Source organism: Antarcticimicrobium luteum (assembly GCF_004358185.1).
In the GTDB taxonomy this organism is placed as follows: domain Bacteria; phylum Pseudomonadota; class Alphaproteobacteria; order Rhodobacterales; family Rhodobacteraceae; genus Antarcticimicrobium; species Antarcticimicrobium luteum.
The window spans coordinates 163,946-180,068 of record NZ_SMUV01000072.1; the positions used below are offsets into that span (position 1 = coordinate 163,946).

General features: G+C 66.2%; 17 protein-coding genes. 16 read left to right on the forward strand and 1 reads right to left on the reverse strand.

Annotation, left to right across the window (positions count from 1 at the left end):
- Nucleotides 1-34: 34 nt before the first annotated feature.
- The 16 genes from secG (at nt 35) to E1832_RS17975 (ending at nt 15,158) form a co-directional block, all read left to right on the forward strand.
- The gene (gene secG, locus E1832_RS17900; RefSeq protein WP_133361136.1) at nt 35-403 is read left to right on the forward strand and encodes a preprotein translocase subunit SecG; all 369 of its coding nucleotides are present in this window, start codon (nt 35-37) and stop codon (nt 401-403) included.
- A gap of 158 nt (nt 404-561) precedes the next feature.
- Nucleotides 562-2,205: a CTP synthase gene (locus E1832_RS17905; RefSeq protein WP_133361137.1), complete on the forward strand. Its 1,644-nt coding sequence runs from the start codon at nt 562-564 to the stop codon at nt 2,203-2,205.
- A 306-nt stretch (nt 2,206-2,511) separates the two neighbouring features.
- Nucleotides 2,512-3,207, forward strand: a complete 696-nt coding sequence (locus tag E1832_RS17910) for a hypothetical protein (protein WP_133361138.1) — start codon at nt 2,512-2,514, stop codon at nt 3,205-3,207.
- Between the two features lie 68 nt (nt 3,208-3,275).
- Nucleotides 3,276-3,569, forward strand: coding sequence for a DUF1330 domain-containing protein (locus E1832_RS17915; RefSeq protein ID WP_133361139.1), 294 nt, complete (start codon nt 3,276-3,278; stop codon nt 3,567-3,569).
- Nucleotides 3,570-3,611: 42 nt separating this feature from the next.
- On the forward strand, nt 3,612-4,052 hold the full coding sequence (locus E1832_RS17920; protein ID WP_133361140.1) for a tellurite resistance TerB family protein: 441 nt from the start codon (nt 3,612-3,614) through the stop codon (nt 4,050-4,052).
- A gap of 46 nt (nt 4,053-4,098) precedes the next feature.
- On the forward strand, nt 4,099-4,536 hold the full coding sequence (locus E1832_RS17925; RefSeq protein WP_133361141.1) for a tellurite resistance TerB family protein: 438 nt from the start codon (nt 4,099-4,101) through the stop codon (nt 4,534-4,536).
- Nucleotides 4,533-5,273, forward strand: a complete 741-nt coding sequence (locus tag E1832_RS17930; protein WP_133361142.1) for a phosphate/phosphite/phosphonate ABC transporter substrate-binding protein — start codon at nt 4,533-4,535, stop codon at nt 5,271-5,273. Before E1832_RS17925 ends, E1832_RS17930 begins: the two co-directional genes overlap by 4 nt.
- Before the next feature lie 157 nt (nt 5,274-5,430).
- Nucleotides 5,431-6,210: an ABC transporter ATP-binding protein gene (locus E1832_RS17935; protein ID WP_133361143.1), complete on the forward strand. Its 780-nt coding sequence runs from the start codon at nt 5,431-5,433 to the stop codon at nt 6,208-6,210.
- A gap of 32 nt (nt 6,211-6,242) precedes the next feature.
- Nucleotides 6,243-6,956, forward strand: coding sequence for a transporter substrate-binding domain-containing protein (locus E1832_RS17940; protein ID WP_133361144.1), 714 nt, complete (start codon nt 6,243-6,245; stop codon nt 6,954-6,956).
- A gap of 65 nt (nt 6,957-7,021) precedes the next feature.
- The gene (locus tag E1832_RS17945; RefSeq protein WP_133361145.1) at nt 7,022-7,915 is read left to right on the forward strand and encodes an ABC transporter permease; all 894 of its coding nucleotides are present in this window, start codon (nt 7,022-7,024) and stop codon (nt 7,913-7,915) included.
- Nucleotides 7,912-8,718 carry an ABC transporter permease gene (locus tag E1832_RS17950; protein WP_133361146.1) on the forward strand — a complete coding sequence of 269 codons (807 nt, stop codon included), beginning with the start codon at nt 7,912-7,914 and terminating at the stop codon, nt 8,716-8,718. Before E1832_RS17945 ends, E1832_RS17950 begins: the two co-directional genes overlap by 4 nt.
- A 238-nt stretch (nt 8,719-8,956) precedes the next feature.
- A complete protein-coding gene (locus tag E1832_RS17955) occupies nt 8,957-10,291 on the forward strand; it encodes a glutamine synthetase family protein (protein ID WP_133361147.1) in 1,335 nt (444 codons plus the stop codon).
- A gap of 72 nt (nt 10,292-10,363) precedes the next feature.
- The gene (locus E1832_RS17960) at nt 10,364-11,047 is read left to right on the forward strand and encodes a type 1 glutamine amidotransferase (protein WP_133361148.1); all 684 of its coding nucleotides are present in this window, start codon (nt 10,364-10,366) and stop codon (nt 11,045-11,047) included.
- Nucleotides 11,044-12,402 carry a glutamine synthetase family protein gene (locus E1832_RS17965; protein ID WP_133361149.1) on the forward strand — a complete coding sequence of 453 codons (1,359 nt, stop codon included), beginning with the start codon at nt 11,044-11,046 and terminating at the stop codon, nt 12,400-12,402. Before E1832_RS17960 ends, E1832_RS17965 begins: the two co-directional genes overlap by 4 nt.
- Nucleotides 12,403-12,496: 94 nt before the next feature.
- Nucleotides 12,497-13,807, forward strand: coding sequence for an NAD(P)/FAD-dependent oxidoreductase (locus E1832_RS17970; protein ID WP_133361150.1), 1,311 nt, complete (start codon nt 12,497-12,499; stop codon nt 13,805-13,807).
- 133 nt (nt 13,808-13,940) lie between these two features.
- Entirely contained in the window at nt 13,941-15,158 is a 1,218-nt protein-coding gene (locus E1832_RS17975; RefSeq protein ID WP_133361151.1) for a DegT/DnrJ/EryC1/StrS family aminotransferase, read from the forward strand.
- Between the two features lie 74 nt (nt 15,159-15,232).
- Here the strand turns inward: E1832_RS17975 and E1832_RS17980 are convergent, their stop codons facing one another.
- A complete protein-coding gene (locus tag E1832_RS17980) occupies nt 15,233-16,066 on the reverse strand; it encodes a trypsin-like serine peptidase (RefSeq protein WP_245514036.1) in 834 nt (277 codons plus the stop codon).
- Nucleotides 16,067-16,123 lie beyond the last annotated feature (57 nt).

The following is a 16,123-nucleotide window of genomic DNA, read 5'->3' on the forward strand; positions in this document are numbered from 1 at the left end:
ACCGCCCGACACCGAGCAAGCGCCGCAGGAATCCATGGAAAACGTCGTCCTTATCATCCACCTCTTCCTGGCCGTCGGCCTGATCGCCGTCGTGCTGCTGCAGCGCTCCGAAGGCGGCGGGCTGGGCATGGGCGGCGGTGGCGGCGGCGCAATGTCGGGCCGCGCGGCGGCAACTGCGCTGGGCAAGGTGACCTGGATCCTGGCCGCGGCCTTTATCGTGACCTCGATTCTGCTGACCATCATCGCGGCGGAAAAGGCCGCCGGAACCTCGGTGATCGACCGGCTGGGCAAGACGCCCGTTGCCGAACAGCCGCAGGACAGCGCCCCGGCGCTGCCGGCGGGCGAGGATCTTTTGCCCCCGGCGGAGGGGGACAACGCGCCGTTGGTGCCGCGCGCAGACTGATCCACAATACCTTGAAATCGGGATGAGAGCCGCAACAGCATCTTGCGGTTCTCTTGCGCATGTCGCGCGAATCCTGTAATGATGAAGTCCCGTGATGCTGCGGTTTTTCGACCGCTTCGGGCATCGGAAATACAGGCAATTCACGGGAGCAGCCGACCATGGCGCGTTTCATCTTCATCACCGGCGGGGTTGTATCCTCTCTTGGCAAGGGGCTGGCATCGGCGGCGCTGGGGGCCTTGTTGCAGGCGCGCGGCTTCTCGGTACGGCTGCGCAAGCTGGATCCCTATCTGAACGTCGATCCGGGCACCATGTCGCCGTTCGAGCATGGCGAGGTCTTTGTCACCGACGACGGCGCCGAGACCGATCTCGACCTTGGCCACTATGAACGCTTTACCGGGGTGGCGGCCCGCAAGACGGATTCGGTGAGTTCGGGGCGGATCTATTCCAACGTTCTGGAAAAGGAACGCCGCGGCGACTACCTGGGCAAGACCATCCAGGTGATCCCGCACGTCACCAACGAGATCAAGGATTTCATCCGCATCGGCGAGGATGAGGTCGATTTCATGCTCTGCGAGATCGGCGGCACCGTCGGCGACATCGAGGGGCTGCCCTTCTTCGAGGCGATCCGCCAGTTCAGCCAGGAAAAGCCGCGCGGTCAGTGCACGCTCATGCACCTGACGCTGCTGCCCTTCATAAAGGCCAGCGGAGAGCTCAAGACCAAGCCGACCCAGCACTCGGTCAAGGAGTTGCGCTCGATCGGCCTGGCCCCCGATATTCTGGTCTGCCGCTCCGAGGGGCCGATCCCGCAGAAGGAGCGCGAGAAGCTGGCGCTGTTCTGCAACGTGCGCCCGGAGGCTGTGATCGCCGCGCTGGATCTGAAATCCATCTACGAGGCGCCGCTGGCCTATCACGGAGAGGGCCTCGACCAGGCGGTTCTGGACGCCTTCCAGATCAGCCCGGCACCGCGCCCCGACCTGACCCGGTGGGAGGATGTGGCCGACCGCATCGAGAACCCCGAGGGCGACGTCAAGGTCGCCATCGTCGGCAAGTACACCCAGCTTGAGGATGCCTATAAGTCGATCGCCGAGGCGCTGACCCACGGCGGCATGGCCAACCGGGTCAAGGTCACGGTGGAATGGGTCGATGCCGAGATCTTCGACACCGAGGATCCGGCCCCCTATCTGGAAGATTTCGACGCCATCCTGGTGCCCGGCGGCTTTGGCGAGCGCGGCACCGAGGGCAAGATCAAGGCGGCCCAGTTCGCCCGCGAACACAAGGTGCCCTATCTGGGCATCTGCCTCGGCATGCAGATGGCGGTGATCGAGGCGGCGCGCAACGTCGCCGGGTTCAAGACCGCCGGGTCCGAGGAATTCGACCACGAGGCCGGCAAGAAACGGTTCGAGCCGGTGGTTTATCACCTCAAGGAATGGGTGCAGGGCAACTACAAGGTCACCCGCAGCGCCAGCGACGACAAGGGCGGCACCATGCGGCTGGGCGCCTATGACGCGGTGCTGAAAGAGGGCTCCAGGGTGGCCGAGGTCTATGGCACCACCCGGATCGAGGAGCGTCACCGCCACCGCTATGAGGTGGATATCAAGTACCGCGACAAGCTCGAGGACTGCGGGCTGTGCTTCTCGGGCATGTCGCCCGACGGACGGCTGCCCGAGATCGTCGAATGGTCCGACCACCCCTGGTTCATCGGCGTGCAGTTCCACCCGGAGCTGAAGTCGAAACCCTTCGACCCGCACCCGCTGTTCAAGGATTTCGTGCGCGCGGCAAAGGAAACATCACGGCTGGTGTGACCTTGCCCGCAGCACCCGAAAGATCGAAACGCCCCGGCTTCACTCCGGGGCGTTTTCGTTTTTTGGTCCCTTGCCCCGAAAATCTAAGACACTGCCCCAAGCGAGCCTTTGTGCCTTCCCCCCTGCGCGGACCAAGCCCGAAGGGCGCTTGCGCGGCCGGCTCTCGCGGGGCGCGCGATGGCAACAGGACGGGTCCGATTGAATGAACGATGCCCTCGTTTCGGCAAGTCACACGGATACCATCCCTCTTGCCAACGCCACCGAACATCGCACCATAGCACCACCCGCAATCACCCGGCCCCGCCCATGCGCCTGATCGCCCTCCTGCTCGCCCTTCTCGCCGCCCCTGCCGGGGCGCAGCAGGTCGTGGCGGTACGCTACGGCGATCTGGAAACCCTCGCCCCCAACCTGATCACCTTCGACCGGCTGCCGGCGAAGCGCTATCCGGGGTACAATTTCGACCATGGCATCGCCTTTCCCGGCGGGCATCTGGGCGAGGCGTTCCGGGGCCAGAGCGTCGAGGCCGAGCGGATCGACGACAGCGGCCCGCATGACGTGCTGCGCGGGCCACCCGATGCGCCACTGGCGATCCGCCCGGGCGCGCCCGGCCAGGTGGTCAGCCTGTCGCTGCACGCGGGCTTCGGGACCATGGCGCTTTATCCGCTGGGACGGCTGGGCCAGCCCGATCCGCTGGCCCGCGGCGAGGGGGCGGTGGCGGTGCTGTTCCGCCAGAACGTCTGCGCCGTGGGGCTGCGCGTGCATACCGAGCATACCAATGCGCTCGGGCTCAACACCGGCCACCGCGGCGAGGTGACGCTGACGCTCTATGCGCGCGACGGAACCCGCATCGCCCTCAGGACACTGACCCTGCCCGAGGGGATCACCGAACACGGGCTGTTCGATCCGGCCGGGCGCATCGCCGGCATGACGGTCGAGAACCGCGATCCCGGCGGCATCGCGCTGGACGATCTGCGGTTCGGCTGCCCCCGACTCACCGGCTGAGGGGCAAGCGGCTTGCCAAGGGCGCGCGACGGCGGCAGACTTCCAGCGCCAAACGGGGAGAGCAGGATATGGCGAAAGGTTATTGGGTGGCCCACGTGGATGTGCGCGATCCGCAGGTCTACGAGCGCTACAGGGACGCCAACGCGGTGCCGTTTGCCGAATACGGCGCGCGGTTTCTGGTGCGCGGCGGGCGACAGGAAATCCGCGAAGGGGCGGCGCGCAAACGCACCGTGGTGATCGAGTTCGACAGCTATGAAAAGGCGGTGGCCTGCTACGAAAGCGCCGGCTATCGGGCGGCGAAGGAAATCCGCGACGCCGTCTCCGACGGCGATCTGGTCATCGTCGAGGGATATGACGGCTAGGATGCGCTTGGCGTGTCGGCGAATTACGGATAGGGTCTGGCCATGTTGAAAAAGCTGTTCCAATCGTTCCGACCATCGTCCCCGGCACCGCTTCCCGACCCGGATGCAGAGCTTGCGCTCGGGGCGCTTCTGGTGCGGGTAGCCCAGGCCGACCGCGACTATCAGGTCGAGGAGATCAGCCTGATCGACCGCATCCTGGCGCGGATGTACCAGCACAACGCGATCGAGGCCGCCAAGGTGCGCGCCACCTGCGAAAAGCTGCACGCCGCCGCCCCCGATACCGACACCTTCGGCAAGCTGATCCGCGAGACCACCGGGCTGGAGGAACGGCTCGCCGCGCTCGAGGCGCTGTGGGAAGTGGTGCTGGCAGACGGCGCGCAGGACGAGGGCGAGTTGAAGATCATCGGGGAGGCCCGCAAGGCAATGGGTCTCAGCTTTGCCGACAGCGAGGCGGCGCGCGACAGGGTACTGGCCCGCCTCTGACCGCGCGCCCTTGGCGTCGGACCGGCGCGGATATATATCGGCGGTCATGTTCCGTGATTTCCTCACCCGGCTGACCCGGCCCGACCCCGACCCCCTGACCGAAGACGATGCAAGGCTGGCGCTGACCGCGCTGCTGGTGCGCATCGCCCGGGCGGACAACGATTACGCCGGCTCCGAGCGCGACCGGATCGACCGGGTGACCGCCGCCCGCTATGGCCTCTCGCCGTTCGAGGCGACCGCGCTGCGCGGCCGGGCCGAGACGCTGGAGGCCGAGGCACCCGATACCGTCCGCTTCACCCGCGCGATCAAGGACGCGGTCCCCTACGACGCGCGCCGCGCGGTGGTCGAGGCCGCCTGGTCGGTGGTGCTGGCCGATGGCGAACGGGCGCAGGAAGAGGACGCGCTGCTGCGGCTGGTGGCCAACCTTCTGGGGGTGAACGACCGCGACTCGGCGCTGGCGCGTCAAAAGGCGGCGCGCGGGTGATCGCCTGGCTGGGCATGTACGACATGGCCCCGCTGCGGGCCGCCAACGACAGATTCTGGATCGGCATCCGCCGCGCGCTTGGCTACGGCCCCGCGACGCTCAGCCGCGAGGCTGACCCCTGGGAGGTGTGGCAATCGCCCGACCTGCTGCTGGCGCAGACCTGCGGACTGCCCTATCGGATCCGTCTGCATCGGACGGTCACGCTGGTGGCCACCCCCGACTATGGCCTGCCGGGCTGCCCGCCGGGGCACTACAACTCGGTCCTGGTGGTGCGCGCCGATGCGGCGGGCGAGACGCCAGAGGATTTCGCCGGCGGCACGCTGGCCTATAACGAGGCGCTGTCCCAATCGGGCTGGGCGGCGCCATCGACCTTTTTCGCGGCGCGCGGCATCGGGTTCGCGGATCTGCTGCGAACCGGCGCGCATGCGGCCTCGGCCCGCGCCGTGGCCGAGGGGCGCGCGGATGTCGCCGGGATCGATGCGCTGACCTGGGCGCTGCTCTGCGCTCATGACCCGGTGACCGACGCTCTGCGGGTGATCGGCGCCACCGAGCCCACCCCCGCGTTGCCCTTTGTCACCGCCGCCGGGCGCGATCCGGCGCCGCTGCGCGATGCGCTGCGCACGGCTGTCAGGACGCTCGCCGCCGAAGACCGCGCCGCGCTGCACCTGCGCGGGATCGAGGTGCTGCCGCCCAGCGCCTACCTCTCGGTGCCGACACCACCCCCGCCCGGCGCCTGAGCGCCGCCCTGATCCGCCTGCCCGAAACGGCGACTATCGCGGCTGACCTTTGGTCAATTCGGCGGTTTCCACCCCCGATCCGGCGTTTTGAAAGTTGCATTGAACCGAATTTTCCGCCCTAGTATCGACCTGACCTTACAACAGACCCGGAGCCACCGTGGCCGACGCAACGCCCGTCATCGAGATCCGCGACCTGCACAAGAGCTATGGCGAACTGGAGGTGCTCAAGGGCGTCGACATCACCGCCCACAAGGGCGACGTGGTTTCGCTGATCGGATCGTCCGGCTCGGGTAAATCGACGCTGCTGCGCTGCGCCAACCTGCTGGAGGACAGCCAGCAGGGCGATATCCTGTTCAAGGGCGAACCGGTGAAATGGAAGGGCAGCGGCCTGCACCGCCGGCCGTCCGATCCGCGCCAGGTGCTGCGCATCCGCACCAACCTGTCGATGGTGTTCCAGCAGTTCAATCTCTGGGCCCATATGACCATCCTGCAAAACGTGATGGAGGCGCCGCTGACCGTGCTGGGCCGCGACCGCGCGGATGTGGAACAGGCGGCGCGCAAGTACCTCGACAAGGTCGGGATCGGCGACAAATGCGATGCCTATCCGGCGCAGCTTTCAGGCGGACAGCAACAGCGGGCGGCGATCGCCCGCGCGCTCTGCATGGAGCCCGAGGCGCTGTTGTTCGACGAGCCGACCAGCGCGCTCGACCCCGAACTGGAGCAGGAGGTGGTGCGGGTGATTAGGGATCTGGCCGCCGAGGGGCGGACCATGATCATCGTCACCCATGACATGAAAATGGCCCATGACGTGTCCGATCACGTGGTGTTCCTGCACCTGGGCCGGATCGAAGAGCAGGGCCCGCCGGAAACGCTGTTCGGTGCGCCCAAATCGGAACGCCTGCGCGGGTTCCTGTCCTCGACATCCCACGCAGCGTGACACCAATAACCAGACCATAAGGGAGTTCGTTCATGAAAAAACTGGTTCTTGCCACCGCAGCCCTCGCGCTCAGCGCCGGGCTGGCCTCTGCCGACACCGTCCGCATGGGCACCGAGGGCGCCTATCCTCCGTGGAACTTCATCAATGACAAGGGCGAGGTCGACGGGTTCGAGCGCGCTCTGGGCGACGAGCTGTGCAAACGCGCCGAGCTGACCTGCGAATGGGTCACCAACGAGTGGGATTCGATCATCCCCAACCTGGTCTCGGGCAACTACGACGTCATCATCGCCGGCATGAGCATCACCGACGAGCGCGAGCAGGTGATCGACTTTACCCAGAACTACACCCCGCCCGATCCCTCGGCCTATCTGGCGCTGTCGGCGGATCTGGATGTCGAGGGCGCGGTGATCGCGGCCCAGACCAACACCATCCAGGCCGCCTTCGTGGCCGAGCATGGCTGGACCCTGGTAGAGTTCGCCACCCCCGAGGAAACCATCGCTGCGGTGCGCAACGGCGAGGCCGACGCGGTGCTGGCCGACAAATCCTATCTCGCCCCGGTGGCCGAGGCAGAGGCCGATCTGGTCCTGCTGGAGCGTGAAGAGGCGATCGGCGGCGGCGTCGGCATGGGTGTGCGCGAATCCGATGGCGAGCTGAAGGCCAAGTTCGACGCAGCCATCCAGTCGATGAAAGACGACGGCAGCCTCAATGCGCTGATCTCGAAATGGGAAGTGTCCAGCACGTTCTGAACGCTTTTCGACCACAACCGCCCCTCTCCGGGTCCGTCCCGGGGAGGGGCCTTTGATCGCGCCGCATGTTCAATTTCTGCACAGATCCCGACACCCTGCCCCAGCTGCAATGGTTTGCCTGTTACCTGACGACGGGCAAGCATATGGGATTCTATGCCTCCTTCGGAACGGTCCTGCTGCTGCTGGCGATCACCGCGCCGACCGCGCTGCTGTTCGGGTTTGGCGGCGCCAGCGCCGCGCGCGCCCGTCTGCTGCCGCTGCGCTGGTTCGGCAAGGCCTATATCGCCCTGGTCCGCGGGGTGCCGGACATCGCCTTTTTCCTGTTCTTCGTCATCGCGCTGGACCAGGCGTTCGAATGGATGCGCCATCAGGTGAAATGCCCCGACTGGGATCAGCCGGTTCGTCAGGGTAACGATTTCGTGGTCTGCGCCGCGGCCAAGATGCCGCTGGGCACCTCGCCGCAATGGGTGCACGAGACCTATGGTTTCTTCCTTGCGGTGCTGACCTTTGCCATCGTGTTCGGCGCCTTTGCCGCCAATGTGCTCTATGGGGCCATGCGCGCGGTGCCTTACGCCCAGATCGAAACCGCCGAGGCCTATGGCATGAGCCACCGCCAGACCTTCTGGCGCATCCTGGTGCCGCAGATGTGGGTCTTTGCGCTGCCCGGCCTGTCCAACCTTTGGATGGTGCTGATCAAGGCGACGCCGCTGCTGTTCCTGCTCGGGGTCGAGGACATCGTCTACTGGGCGCGCGAATTGGGCGGCACCGCCAACCCGCGGTTCACCGATTATCCGCATGGCGACTGGCGGATGTGGTATTTCCTGGCGCTGCTGGTCTTCTATCTCGGCTTCACCCGCATCTCCGAACTGGCGCTTGACCGGATCATGCGCCGCCTGTCGCACGGGCAGGCCACCGCCGCCGGAGAGGCACAGCGCCGCACCGCAGGAGGGCCGCCATGAGTTGCTGGCAAACCGTTCAGGACTACGCCCTGCGTTCGATCGGGATCGGCGAGCGGCTGCTGCCGCGGGACGATTTCACCCTGTGCCAGCAGTTCACGCTGATCGGCTCGGGCATGATCTGGAACGTCTATTTCGGGCTTCTGGCGCTGCTGGCGGGCTTTTTCCTGGCCACCGCGCTGGCGCTGGGCAAGGCATCGCCCAACCGCGCGCTACGCAAGCCGGCGGAATGGTTCATCTTCGTGTTCCGCGGCTCGCCGCTCTTCATCCAGTTCTTCTTTGCCTATTTCCTGTTCCTCAGCCTCAAGGGGGTGAGTTCGATCTTCGATCCCTTCACCTCGGCCTGGCTGGGCGCGCTGGCCGTGCTGTTCCTCAACACCGCCGCCTATTCGGGCGAGATCTTTTTCGGCGCGCTCTTGTCGATCCCGCGCGGCGATCTCGAGGCGGCCGATGCCTATGGCTTCTCCGGCTGGAAGAAATTCCGCAAGATCACCTGGCCCACCATGCTGCGGCTGGCCTGGCCGGCCTACACCAACGAGGCGATCTTTCTGTTCCATGCCACCACGCTGGTCTATTTCTCGGGCTTCCCGGCCTGGCGGCAGAAGGGCGATGCGCTCTATTACGCCAGCTATTTCGCCGACAAGACCTTCAACCCGTTCATCCCCTATCCGATTCTGGCGATGTATTTCATTCTGGTCACGCTGACGATCGTGGGCGTGTTCGGCCTGGTCAACCGGCACCTCAACCGGCACCTGCCGGCCGAGCGGCGGATGCGGATGCGGGTTCGCCCGACCCTGTTGCGGTAAAGCCTCCTCCGACACGCAATCCGAAAACGGCGGCTCTCCCCTCCTCCGCTCGGCCCCGCACGCCTCTGACCATCTCAGCCGCCCAAATCCCCGGCACTTTTCCCGCTGCCCACCCGTCCTGCAACTCTTCGCTTGCGCGACCGCCTTCGCCGGGCTACCAATAATTTGATCAAATTATACAAGCGCCCTCCTGAGCCGTTTCCGGCGCCAGAGGCGCGCCGACCGGCCAGGTGACAGAATGCATAACTATCTTCGCAAGAATCCGCAGGTCCACTCGATCCGGGTGGCGGCGGCCGACCTCAACGGCCAGCCCCGTGGCAAGCGGATCCCGGCGCGCTTTGCCGACAAGGTGGTCAGCGACGGCACCCGCTTTCCGCTGTCGGTGATGAACCTCGACATCTGGGGCGAGGATATCGACGACAGCCCGCTGGTGTTCGAGAGCGGCGACCGCGACGGCGTTCTGCGCCCGACCGAGCGCGGCTTTGTCCCGATGCCCTGGCTGAGCTCGCCCAGCGCGCTGTTGCCGATCTGGATGTTCCGCGACGACGGCCGCCCGTTCGAAGGCGATCCGCGCCATGCCCTCGCCGCGGTGCTGAACCGCTACAAGGCGCGCGGTCTGAAACCCGTGGTCGCGGTCGAGCTTGAATTCTTTCTGATCGACGACAGCGGCAAGAGCCTGCAGGTGCCGGTCTCGCCGCGCTCGGGCAAGCGGCGCAAGGCGGCCGAGATCATGTCGATCCGGGCGCTGGACGCCTTCGACACCTTTTTCGGCGATCTGTACGATGCCTGCGAGGAAATGGACATTCCGGCCGATACCGCCATTTCCGAGGCCGGACTGGGCCAGTTCGAGATCAACCTGATGCACCAGAACGACGCCCTGCGCGCGGCCGACGACGCCTGGCTGTTCAAGATGCTGCTCAAGGGGATGGCCCGGCGGCACGGGTTTGCCGCCTCGTTCATGGCCAAGCCCTATGAGGATTATTCCGGATCGGGGCTGCATATGCATTTCTCGATCCTCGATGACGCGGGCCGGAACGTATTTGACGACGGCGGTCCGCAGGGCACCGACACCCTGCGCCACGCGGTCGCCGGCTGCCTTTCCGCGATCCACGATTCCGCGCTGGTCTTTGCCCCCCACGGCAACAGCTATGACCGGCTGGTGCCGGGCAACCACGCGCCCACCGGCATTTGCTGGGCCTATGAAAATCGCACCGCGGCGGTGCGCATCCCCTCGGGCAACCCCGCCGCGCGGCGGATCGAGCATCGGGTGGCGGGGGGCGACGTGAACCCCTATCTGATGATCGCCGCCGTGCTGGGCGCGGCGCTGAACGGAATCGAGGACGGCGCCGAACCGCCCGCGCCGATCACCGGCAACGCCTACGACCTCGACCTGGAGCAAATGCCGACCGACTGGGCCAATGCGATCGACATCTTCGCCAACAGCGAGCTGATGCCTCGGATCTTCGATCCGGGCCTGATCCGCAACTTTGTACTGACCAAGCGGCAGGAGCTGCATTACATGGCCGAGCTTTCGCCGGCCGAACAGGTGGACATCTATCTCGACACGGTCTGAGCCTCGCGCCGCACGGACTTGTGCGGCCCGGGGCCACATCCTACCTTCGATCCAGTCCACAATTGGTGTTCCATGAAAATCGGCATTCTGCAAACCGGCCACGCCCCCGACTCTCTGATCGGAGAGACGGGGGATTACGATCAGATGTTCAGCGCGCTGCTGGGCAGCCACGGCTTTACCTTCGACAGCTATCCCGTTCTGGACGGTGTCTTTCCCGACGGGCCCGACGCCGCCGACGGGTGGCTCATCACCGGCTCGCGCCACGGCGTCTATGAGGATCACGACTGGATCCCGCCGCTGGAGCAGCTCATCCGCGAGATCCGCGACAGCGGCAAACCGATGATCGGCGTCTGTTTCGGGCATCAGATCATCGCCCAGGCGCTTGGCGGCAAGGTCGAGAAATTCGCCGGCGGCTGGTCTGTCGGGCGCACCGAATACGACATGGACGGGCAGACCGTCGCGCTGAACGCCTGGCATCAGGATCAGGTCACCGAACGCCCCGAAGGGGCGCGGGTTCTGGCCGGCAACGCGTTCTGCGAAAACGCCGTCCTGGCCTATGGCGATCGCATCTGGACGGTGCAGCCGCATCCCGAATACGGCGCCGATTTCATCGACGGGCTTATCCGCACCCGCGGCAAGGGGGTGGTGCCCGAGGCGCTGCTCTCCGAGGCGCGCGAACACCTTGACGCGCCTCTGGACGATGCCCGCATCGCCCGGTTCATGGCCGAGTTTTTTCTGAAAGAGAGGTCGAAATGACCGAATGGCTGACAACCCTGCCCGAGGCCGCGCAGGCCTATCTCGAAGGGCGCCGCCTGGACGAGGTGGAATGCATCATCTCGGACCTGCCCGGCATCGCCCGCGGCAAGGCCGTGCCGGCAAGCAAATTCGCGCGCCAGGCCTATTTTCACCTGCCCGACAGCATCTTTTACCAGACCATCACCGGGGACTGGGGCGAAGCCGCCGGCGAGGACGGCTTTATCGAGCGCGACATGATCCTGAAACCGGACATGTCCACCGCCACTGCCGCCCCCTGGACCGGCGACTGGACGCTGCAGGTGATCCACGACGCCTTTGACCGCGATGGCGAGGCGATCCCGTTCAGCCCGCGCAACGTGCTCAAGCGGGTGGTCGAGCTTTATCGCGCACGGGGCTGGGAGCCGGTGGTGGCCCCAGAGATGGAGTTCTATCTGGTCGCCCGCAATGTCGACCCCGCGAAAGAGATCCAGCCGATGATGGGCCGCTCCGGCCGCCCGGCCGCCGCGCGGCAGGCCTATTCGATGACCGCGGTGGACGAGTTTGGCCCGGTGATCGACGACATCTATGATTTCGCCGAGGCGCAGGGTTTCGAAATCGACGGCATCACCCAGGAGGGCGGCGCCGGTCAGCTGGAAATCAACCTGCGCCACGGCGACCCGGTCAAGCTGGCCGACGAGGTGTTCTATTTCAAGCGGCTGATTCGCGAGGCGGCCTTGCGCCACGACTGCTTTGCCACCTTCATGGCCAAACCGATCGCGGATGAGCCAGGCAGCGCCATGCATGTGCACCATTCGATTATCGACATCGAAACCGGAAAAAACCTGTTCTCCGGCCCGCAGGGCGGCGAAACGGACGCCTTTTACCATTTCATCGGCGGCCTTCAGACACACCTGCCTTCGGCGATCGCGGTGCTTGCGCCTTATGTGAACTCCTATCGCCGCTACGTGCGCGACCACGCCGCGCCGATCAACCTCAGCTGGGGCCGCGACAACCGCACCACCGGCATCCGCGTGCCGATCTCGGGGCCCGAAGCGCGGCGGGTGGAAAACCGCCTCGCGGGGATGGACTGCAACCCCTATCTGGGCATCGCCGTCAGCCTCGCCTGCGGCTATCTCGGCCTGATTCAGGAACTGCGCCCCGACAAGCAACAGCGCGGCGACGCCTACAGCGACGAGCCGGACATTCCCCAGGTCATGGGCGAGGCGCTGGATCTGTTCGAGGAGTCAAAGGATCTCCGCGCGGTGCTGGGCGAGGAATTCTGCCGGGTCTATGGCATCGTCAAGCGGGCGGAATACGAGGAGTTCCTCCAGGTGATCTCGCCATGGGAGCGGGAACATCTGCTGCTGAACGTGTAATCCCGGAATCCGGCCAGCGCCCCGGCCCACAGCCGGGGCGGCGGCATATCCGGCCAAGAAAGACGTCGCAGAGGCGGCGCGGAAAGGATGGGCGATGGGCCTGAACCTGCTCTATTCCAACGACAAAACCGGCGTGTACCCGAACAGCTGGTATGCCGCCACGGCCCATGACCTGCCGCCCTTTCCGGCACTGGAGGGCGACACGCGCGCCGATGTCTGCGTTGTCGGCGCCGGCTATACCGGGCTGTCGGCCGCGCTGCATCTGGCCGAGGCGGGCCTCAGTGTGGTGCTGCTGGAGGCACAGCGCGTGGGCTTTGGCGCCTCGGGACGCAACGGCGGGCAACTCGGCAGCGGCCAGCGGGTGGAACAGGACGGGCTGGAGGCCCTGGTCGGCGCGGACGAGGCGCAGACGCTCTGGAAACTGGGGGAAGAGGCCAAGGATCTGGTCAAGGGCCTGATCGCCAGACATGACATCGACTGCGACCTGAAACCGGGCGTCGCCTGGGCCGGCTCGTCCAAGAGCGACGTCAGCCATCTGCACGCCTATGCCGATCTTCTGAACAGCCGCTATGGCTATGACCGGATCGAGGTAATGGACGCCGCAGGCTTTCACGCGCTCTGCCCCTCGCCCGATTACCGGGGGGGCGTGGTCGACTGGGGCGCCGGTCATCTGCATCCGCTGAACTTCGCCCTCGGGCTGGCCCGCGCGGCGCGTGACGCCGGCGTGCGTATCCACGAAGGCACCGAGGTGCTTGAAATAACCGAGGGCCGCCCCGCCCGGCTGCGCTGCGCCGGCGGTACGGTGACCGCCGATCACGTGGTCCTTGCCTGCAACGGCTATCTCGGCGGGCTCAACGGCCAGGTCGCCGCGCGGGTGATGCCGATCAACAATTTCATCGCCGCGACCGAACCGCTGGGTGAGGCGGCGGCAAAGGTTCTGACCAAGGATATCGCGGTCGCCGACAGCCGCTTCGTGGTCAATTACTTCCGTCTCAGCGCCGACAGGCGGCTGCTGTTCGGCGGCGGCGAAAGCTATGGCTACCGCTTCCCCTCGGACATCGCCGCCAAGGTGCGCAAGCCGATGTGCGAGATCTATCCGCATCTGCGCGACGTCAAGATCGACTATGCTTGGGGCGGGACGCTGGCGATCACCATGAAGCGGCTGCCCTATCTGGCGCGGGTGGCGCCCAACATCCTGTCCGCCTCGGGCTACTCCGGGCACGGGGTGGGCACCGCCACCCATGCCGGGCAGCTGATGGCGCAGGCGATCCGGGGTGAGACGCAGGGCTTTGACACCATGGCGCGCATCCCCAACACGCCGTTCCCGGGCGGCGCGGCCCTGCGCAACCCGCTGCTGGTCCTGGCGATGACCTGGTTTTCGCTGCGCGACCGACTGGGGTTCTGAACCCGGCACTGTTTCCGAACGGCAACGACCGATTGAATCTGCGCCGGTTTCCGCCCGTCGGACCATGCGCCCGCTTGGCTTTCCCGCGCCTTTGTTTTATTTTTTTGAAAGGCTCTATTAAGGAAACAGAAATATGACACGCATCCCGAACGTCCACGACGCCGAGCCCATTCCCCCCGCCGCCCGCGAGGCGATCGATGCGCTGCTGCAATCGGGGGATCTGTTCCGCTATACCGCGCCGCAGGATGCGCCGGTCGCGCTGCTGGAGCGGGAGTTTGCCGATATGATCGGCAGCAAATACGCGCTGGCGGTGTCGTCCTGTTCGGCGGCTCTGTTTCTGTCCCTCAAGGCGCTGGATCTGCCGCGGGATGCGCGCGTTCTGATCCCCGGCTTCACCTTTGCCGCCGTGCCCTCGTCGGTGGTGCATGCCGATTGCCAGCCGGTCCTGTGCGAGGTGGGCGAGAATTATCGGGTGAACCTGGCCGATTTCGAAGCCAAGCTTGATCAGGACATCGCCGCCGTCATCATCAGCCACATGCGCGGCCATACCTCGGACATGGACGCGATCATGGCGCTCTGCGACGCGCGCGGCATTCCGGTGATCGAGGATGCGGCGCATTCTCTGGGCACCGTCTGGGATGGCAAGAACATCGGCACCATCGGCAAGATCGGCTGTTTCTCGTTCCAGTCCTACAAGATGATCAATGCCGGCGAAGGCGGCATCCTGATCACCGACGACGCCGATCTGGTGGCCCGTGCGGTGATCATGTCGGGCGCCTATGAGCACAACTGGAAAAAGCACAAGGGCCCGCACGGCGACAACACCGGCGCGCTCGAGGCCGCCTTTGCCCGCTGGCAGAACCAGCTGCCGCTTTACAATCTGAGAATGAGCAACCTGTCGGCGGCCGTCATCCGCCCGCAACTGCCCGAACTGCTGCGCCGGGTCCGCGATGGGCGGACCAACCACGATTACGTGGCGGCGAAACTCAACACCTCGCCGTTCCTGTCGGTCCCCGATCCGCTGGGCCCCGAGGTGCGGGCGCCGGATTCGATCCAGTTCAACCTGGTCGGCATGGACGAGGCGCAGACCCGCGCCTTTGCCGAGGCCGCCGGCGCGAACGGGGTCAAGGTGCAGATCTTCGGGCTGAGCACCGACAACGCCCGCGCCTTCTGGAACTGGCAGTTCATCCAGGATCTGCCCGAGCTGCCGCAGACCCGCGCCATGTTGATGCACGCCTGCGACGTGCGCCTGCCGGTCTACCTGAAACCCGACCAGCTTGATGCCATCGCCGATGTGCTCACCTCGGCCGCCGCCGCGGCCGCCGGGCCGCTGCGCGCCTACGGCACCTGAGGTCCGCCACCGACCACGTGGGCTAGGGGGGCCGCGCGCGCAGGACGCCGCGGCCCTTATCCATTTGGACCGCCCTAATTCGCCAAGACCGCGCGCAGGGCGGGCGCAAAGACCGGCGCGGCCACGGCGAGGCTGTGCGGGATCCCGCCTTCGGTAACGACGATGGTTGAAAAGACACCGGCCACCAACAGCGCCCCGTCCCGCTCGACCAGCAGCGGTGCGCCGGAATCGCCGGGCATCGCCGAACAGGCGGTGAGCGCGATGCCCCTCTGTGCGAGCGGCGTCCATGCGCCGCAATCCTCCGCCACCGACAGCACATGCGGGCGCAACCCGGCATAGCCGGCAAGCCGGGCAGGTTCGCCCGCCTCGGGCTCGGCGAGTGGCAGAAAACCGACATCGCGCCCGATCGGCGCCTCAAGCTCAAGCAGCGCCCAGTCGCGCGTCATCCCGCCCCGGAAATCGCGGCTGGCGCTGTCCTGCGCCGGATCGAGCAGATAGCGCAGCACCCGGGCCTGCGCCACCGGCTGTCCGCGCTGATAGCCAGCGGCGAAGCGCAGGCTTGTCGGCGGGATCCAGGATTTGCGTGGAACGTTGTAGAGGCAATGCGCCGCGGTCAGCACCATCCGATCGCCCACCAGCGTGCCGGTGCAGTGCTGGCGGATCTCGATACTGGCGAAATTCACCCGACCGATGGCGCGCCACGGCGGGTCCGCGGCGTCGACAATCCGCCGCGCCCGGATCGCTGCGCAGCCTTCGGACATCCGCGCGCCCCGGCCGCAGATGGCGTCGAGCGCGGGGTGGAAAACCTCGTCACGATGTGACCCCGTGTCGGGCACGCTCTGCTCCGACGCGCTGACGGCGATCGCCCAGCAGACTGTCAGCATGGCCACGGCCAGAAATCGGGGCATCATTGGACGATCTCCTCCGGTCCGGGTTTCGGCCAGATTAGGCCAACGCCACCGCGC